The sequence below is a fragment of the Georgenia deserti genome, from assembly GCF_042680605.1.
Lineage (GTDB): Bacteria > Actinomycetota > Actinomycetes > Actinomycetales > Actinomycetaceae > Allobogoriella > Allobogoriella deserti.
In genome coordinates, this window is record NZ_JBHUEE010000011.1 from 135,171 (window position 1) to 142,189 (window position 7,019).

Below are 7,019 nucleotides of genomic sequence, written 5' to 3' on the forward strand. Positions count from 1 at the left end.
CGCCAGGAGTTCACCATCGTCCGCGGCGCCCCGGTGCGCTCTGCCCTGGCGATCGACGTCGCCCGGCAGGGCGTCGCCGGCACCCTCGTCGAGGGACACGCGGCCCGCACCCGTGCCGAAGGGTAAGAATGGACCGCTCAGACGGTCATCGAAGACGACGGCGGCGCCAACGTGGCCGTGCGGGCCGGCTCGGGTGAACCGTGCGAACTCCCGGCGCTCTATATGTGGTCGCCTGCGGCGGCAGCCGCCGCTTGTGCGGCACGCGAGCGATGGAAGTGACCGAGTCACATCCTGTGCCGCTTACGCTTATGCGGTAGCGCGCATCGACTCGCTCTGCCGAAACTCGACCGCCTCAGGCAGCTCAGTGAACTGGAGCACCTCTCCGGCCAGGTCCCGCAGTTGCTCGAGCACCTCGCCGGGCGTCGCATAGAAGTACTCGCGCCGCAGATTGATGAGGTTGACCCTCTTATCTGCCATGCGCCGGTGCAGCTCTGACTCGATGCCCACGGCGTCATCGGCGAAGAACAACGCGTGGACGTCGAACCGGAAGGGGACGGAAGCGTCCCCCAGCTCACGGACGCGGTCCATCGGGTCGAGCCGACGTGTCATGCCAACCTTCACCATCCGCTCACCGAACGCGCCGACGTTGGAAATGACGTACACATATCCGGCTCGCTGGTTCGCCGCGCGGTAGTCCACATCGTCGATTGCCCGTTCGACGTCGGCCAGCTGCTCCCGCATCCGAGACACGGCTTCCTCATCGCCCTTCTGCTCGAGCGCAGCGAGAGCGTTGAGCATGTGCTGCTGCTCCTTCTCGAGCTTGGCCCGCTCGCGTTCCATCTCCTGCTCCGCCTTGCGCTGTTCGCGAAGGGCCTCTCGAGCGGCACGACTCTCTTCCTTCTCCTCCTCGACCTTGGCGAGATAGTCAGCGGTGAGGCGAAGCTCGTCCACACGGAGCCGCTCGTAGGCATCGTCGATCTCGATCGCCATGACGCGCCCGTTCCGCTCGATCTGCTCCGCGGTCTTCCGCAGCTTCTCGATGCTGGCCTCCAGCCGGTGCGGTTTCAGCGATCTGAGAAGCGCGTCAGCTTCGGCGTTGTACGCGCGCAGCATGAGCTTTGCAGTCTGGCGGACCATTTGCCGGCCCTTCGCGGCAGACCCTTCGACGGTCCAGTTTGTACTCGCATGGATGGCCCCGCCGTCCGTCTGCGCCATCTCCTTGATTCGGGACCGAATAATCCCGAGTCGCTCCTTGTAGGCCGCCGCGTTCTCGAGCGGATGACTGTAGACGTACGCGCCGACCTCTTGCAGGAGCGCTTCTTCCTCGAGCTCGACGACCTCGGCTTTCAGCAGCCGGATCCTGGCGATGAGGTCGTCGTGCTCCGCTTGCAGCTTCTGAACCGCTCTCGCAGCGCGTTCCTCGCTTCGCCGAGACTCCGCCTCGACCTTTGCTGTCTGCGCTCGGAGCTCTGCCGCCTGGAGCTCAAAACGTCGCGCAGCTTCGGCACGCTCCGCCTCGATCTGGGCGGCTCCGAGCGCACCGACGCGATGGAGCTCGGCACGGAGGTTCTCGTTCTCCGCGGCGAGCTGGGCGGCCACCTTCCTTGCGCCGAAGAGCGGGATCTTGACCTGTGACTCGTGGCTATGCGACACAACGCCTCCGTAGCCGTTCGGTGACCGTGACGGATGTGCCGCGGCGGCGCCAGACGCTACATGATCCCGCAGCACGGCGTGTGGCTTTGGCGCGGAAACGCCTCCTTGAGTTGTGCGTCGGCTCTGGCCAACCCGAGCCGCCCGCGCACCGCGGCCTCCTTCTCGCGGGCGGGTTGTGGATCGTCGTCAGGACGTCGATGAGGCCGCCAGTACGGCGATGAGGCCGCCAGTACGGCGAATGTCGTCGTCGACAACCGCGGGATTGGTGAAGCCGAGCTTATGAGCTCTCGAATCCGGACCGGGGCCACATCTGCCCCTCTGGCATGGTCAGAGCCGCTTTGGCCACACGGAGCCATCCCCACTAGCCCGTGGCACATCGCCTCGGCGGCGGCACCACGACGCCTTGACGATAGGGAGCCTAAGAGTCGACCCGCAAAGCCGCCAAAGGTCGGCGGCGCGTAAGGCACCATGTGCCGGTGAGCACCGTTGAGGACCTGCTGGACAAGCTGTACTTCTCCGCGAAGTCGGAGGCTGACAAGGGCGCCAAGTTCGAGCGACTGACGAAGGCGTTCCTCCGGGCGGATGTCTCGTGGGCCGAGATGTTCACCGACGTGTGGTTGTGGGGTGAGTGGCCGGGGAACGGCGGGCGTCGGGACACCGGTATCGATCTGGTGGCGCAAGAGCGCGAGACAGGCGATCTAGTGGCGATCCAGTGCAAGTTCTATGACCCGTCGACTCGCCTGACGAAGCAGCACATCGATTCGTTCCTCAGTGAGTCCGGTAAGGATCCGTTCGCCCGTCGGATCGTGGTCTCGACGGCGTTGGAGTGGGGGCCGAACGCCGAAGCGGCGATCCGCGAGCAGTCGAAGCCGGTCTCGCGCATCGGTCTGGAGCACTTCGTCGAGTCCTCCATCGACTGGGACCAGTTCTCCTTCGAGACACCCGAGCTGCTCGAACAGAAGGAGCGCAAGCAGCTTCGTCCACATCAGGTCGAGGCCCTCAACGCCGTGCGCGACGGCTTCACTAAGTCCGACCGCGGCAAGCTGGTCATGGCATGCGGGACGGGCAAGACATTCACGGCGCTCAAGATCGCCGAGGAACTCGTCCCACTTGGCGGGCGAGTACTGTTCTTGGTCCCCTCGATCGCCCTGCTGTCGCAGTCCTTAACAGAGTGGTCGACGGAGGCCGCCGAATCGCTGCGGACGTTCGCGGTCTGTTCGGATGGCAAGGTCGGTCGCGGCGGGGTGCGGCCGGGTGAGGACGTGTCGGTGGTGGATCTGCCCATCCCGGCCACGACGGACCCGACGCGGCTGGCGGTCGCGGCGCAGGATGAGGCGCGCAGTCAGGGCCGGGTCACGGTGGTGTTCTCGACGTACCAGTCGATCGGCGTGATCCACCAGGCTCAGGAACAGGGGCTGGGTGAGTTCGATCTGGTGATCTGTGACGAGGCGCATCGCACGACGGGCGCCACGCTTGTCGGGGCTGAGGAGTCCGCGTTTGTGCGGGTCCACGATGACGCCTACCTGCGGGCGGCCAAGCGGCTGTACATGACGGCGACCCCGCGGATCTACGGCGAAAGCGCGAAGTCGCGGGCTGCCGATGATCAGGTGGTGCTGGCCTCGATGGACGACGAGTCCCTGTTCGGTCCGCAGTTCCACCGTCTCGGGTTCGGCGAAGCTGTCGAGCTAGACCTGCTGACCGACTACCGGGTGCTCGTGCTGGCCGTGGACGAGGGGGCTGTCTCCCGCACGTTCCAGGGCGACTTCTCCGACCACGGCGAGCTCAATCTCGATGACGCCGCCCGCATCGTCGGCTGCTGGAACGGCCTGGCCAAGCGGGGCAACACCGACCAGGAGTTCGTTGGGGACCCCGAGCCGATGAAACGCGCCGTCGCGTTCGCCCGCGACATCAAGTCCTCCAAGGCGTTCGCCGAGGTATTCGCCTCCGTGACCGGCGAGTACGCGCACCTGTCCGGGGTCGGCGGGGACGACGCCGCCGCGCTGTCCGCCCAGGTCCAACACGTGGACGGCTCGATGAACATGCTGCAGCGCGGTGAGCGCCTGGACTGGCTCAGGTCGCAACCAGAGGAGGGCGAGTGCCGGATCCTGTCCAACGCCCGTTGCTTGGCCGAGGGCGTTGACGTCCCCGCGCTGGATGCGGTGATGTTTCTCAACCCGCGCAAGTCCGAGGTCGACGTCGTCCAGTCCGTCGGGCGGGTGATGCGCCGGGCACCGGGGAAGAAGTACGGCTACATCATCCTGCCGATCGGCATCCCGGCAGGGACGACACCCGAGGCGGCCCTCGCAGACAACGAGCGCTACCGCGTGGTCTGGGAGGTGCTGCGGGCCCTACGTGCCCACGACGAGCGGTTCGAGTCGATGATCAACAAGATCGACCTGAACACCGGCCGCGACGAACGCATCCAGGTCATCGGCGTCGGCGGCCCCGGGGCCAACGACGGCGCGGACGACGGGGGCCACGCAGTGCAGGGCACGCTGGACCTGTCCTCGCTCGGGGAGTACCAGGACGCCCTCTACGCGAAGATCGTGCGCAAGGTCGGCTCGCGGACCTATTGGGAGGACTGGGCCAGGGACGTCGCCGCGATCGCGGAACGGCACCGCACGCGCCTGCTGAGCATCATCGCCTCCGGGCACGCCGCCGAAGAGTTCGTCGCCTTCCACACGGCACTGCGGCACAACCTCAACGACGGCATCTCGCGCGAGGACGCCGTCCAGATGCTCAGCCAGCACATGATCACCAAGCCCGTCTTCGACGCACTCTTCGAAGGCTACGACTTCGCCGCGCACAACCCGGTCTCCCGCGTCATGCAGGACATGCTGCGGACACTGGAGGGCGCGAACCTGGAGACCGAAACCGAGAACCTGGAATCGTTCTACGAGTCCGTGCGTGCCCGCGCGGCCGGGATCGACAACGCCGAGGGCAAGCAGCGGATCATCGCCGACCTGTACGAGCGGTTCTTCAAACTCGCCTTCCCCAAGGCCGCCGACGCGCTCGGCATCGTCTACACCCCGGTCGAGATCGTCGACTTCATCCTTCGCTCCGTCGACCACCTCTCCCGCAGCCACTTCGGCAAAGGGCTGACCGACGAAGGCGTCCACATCCTCGACCCGTTCGCCGGCACCGGCACCTTCCTGACCCGGCTCATCGGCTCCGGCCTAATCACCCCGCACGACCTCGCCCGCAAGTACGCCACCGAGCTGCACGCGAACGAGATCATGCTCCTCGCGTACTACATCGCGGCCGTCAACATCGAGACCACCTACCATCAGGCGAAGGTCGAGCAGGCCGGTCTGAGCGCCGACGACGGCACGCTTGTCCCGTACGAACCGTTCGACGGCGTCATCCTCACCGACACCTTCCAGATGACCGAGGACGACGACCTCGACGATCAGGCCGTCTTCACCACCAACAGCTCGCGCGTGGAGGCCCAGCGCAAGCTCGATATCCGCGTGATCGTCGGCAACCCGCCGTACTCGGTGGGACAGACCTCAGGAAACGACAACAATGCGAACCTGAGATACCCGAGCCTCGACAAGGCGATCGAGTCCACGTTCGCGAAGCGATCGACGGCCACGAACAAGAACTCGCTCTACGACTCCTATATCCGCGCGATCCGGTGGGCACTGACTCGTATCGGCGATGCCGGCGTGATCGGGTTTGTCACCAACGGCGGGTTCATCGACGCCAACACCGCCGATGGACTGCGCAAGACACTCGCCGACGAGTGCACCGACGTGTACGTGTACAACCTCCGCGGCAACCAGCGCACGTCAGGCGAGCAGTCTCGCAAGGAGGGCGGCAAAGTCTTCGGCTCGGGGTCACGGAACACGGTTGCCGTGACCTTCCTCGTCAAGGACCCCAGTTGGCTCAGCGGTCGCGCGACCGTCCACTACCGCGACATCGGTGACTACCTCACGCGTGAGGAGAAGCTGGCGATCGTGGCGGAGAGCGACATCGGCGAGATCGCCTGGACTGCCATTACGCCGAACGGTGCCGGCGACTGGATCAACCAGCGCACCGACGCCTTCGATACCTACCAACCGCTGGGCGACCGCGAGGGCGGCGCTATCTTCGGCGCCTACTCCGGCGGAATCAAGACCAACCGTGACGCCTGGGTCTACAACTACTCCAGCGAGAAGCTGACTACGAACGTAAACCGCATGGTCGACTTCTACAACGCTGAGGTTGACCGGTTCGCCCGCTACGTCGACGAACACCACATCGCCGAGCCCAGGGAGCAAGTCAGAGACTTCATCGACACCGATTCGACCAAGTTCAGCTGGAACCGCGCCGACCGGCTCCAGGTGACTCGCGGGCGCAAGTACCAGGCTCGTCTTGAACGCCTTTACGTCGGACAATACAGGCCGTTCAGCAAGCAAGCAGTGTGGTTCGACGCTGAGCTCAACGACATGGTTTACCGGATGCCGTCGATCTTTCCGACGCCCGACCACCCCAACTACGGCTTCGTTGTCATGGCGCCACGACCGGGCGTGAACTTCGCAGTTCTCGCTGTCGACGCAATGCCCGACCTATCTTTCTTCACATACACTGGCCAATTCTTTCCCCGGTACACCTATGAGCGCGTGGCGGACGGTTCGCTGGACATGAGCGACGACGTCGTCGACGGCTATCGCCGCATCGACAACGTCACCGACGCCACGCTGGCCACCTACCGCACTTGGTACGGCTCCGACGTGACCAAGGACGACATATTCTCGTTCGCCTACGGTCTGCTGCACTCGAACGATTACTGCGCACGCTTCGCCGCGGACCTCAAGCGCTCACTCCCCCGGATTCCGCGTACGGCAGCCGACGACTTCCCGGCGTTCCGCGACGCCGGCCAGACTCTGCTCGAGCTCCACATCAACTACGAACACGCCGCCCCCTGGCCGGTGACGGTGACAGGCGAGCCGGACGATCCGCACGGTGACGGAGCCTACGACGCCTACCGCGTCCGGAAGATGACCTACGCCGGCAAAGGCCGCCAGACGGACCGCACGACCATCATCTACTCGCCACGAATCACGATCTCGGACATCCCCGAAGAGGCGCAGCAGTACATGCTGGGCCCCCGCTCAGCGCTTGACTGGCTCATCGACCGCTACCAGATCCGCACAGATAAGGGCTCCGGCATCGTCAACGACCCCAACGACTGGGCCCGCGAGGTCGGCAACCCCCGCTACATCCTCGACCTCATCGAGAAGGTCGCCACCGTCTCCGTCGAGACGGTCCGTCTCGTCGACTCCCTCCCGTTACCTTCTTGGTGATCCCGCGTGGGCGGGGTTGTGGTCGCTGGGTCCGGCATGACTGTCTGCCCCTGTCGTTGATGATCCGGGGGGTGTTGT

Annotated in this window: 2 protein-coding genes; one reads left to right on the plus strand and one right to left on the minus strand. The window is 65.3% G+C overall.

The genetic code is table 11. The features are described from left to right. Positions 1-306: 306 nt before the first annotated feature. Complete coding sequence (locus ACFSE6_RS17630; RefSeq protein WP_388010427.1) at positions 307-1,728, minus strand: SNIPE associated domain-containing protein; 1,422 nt, start codon at positions 1,726-1,728, stop codon at positions 307-309. Between the two features lie 401 nt (positions 1,729-2,129). Here ACFSE6_RS17630 and ACFSE6_RS17635 point away from each other — a divergent pair, with 401 nt between their 5' ends. After that, the gene (locus ACFSE6_RS17635; RefSeq protein WP_388010430.1) at positions 2,130-6,941 is read left to right on the plus strand and encodes a DEAD/DEAH box helicase; all 4,812 of its coding nucleotides are present in this window, start codon (positions 2,130-2,132) and stop codon (positions 6,939-6,941) included. Positions 6,942-7,019: the final 78 nt, after the last annotated feature.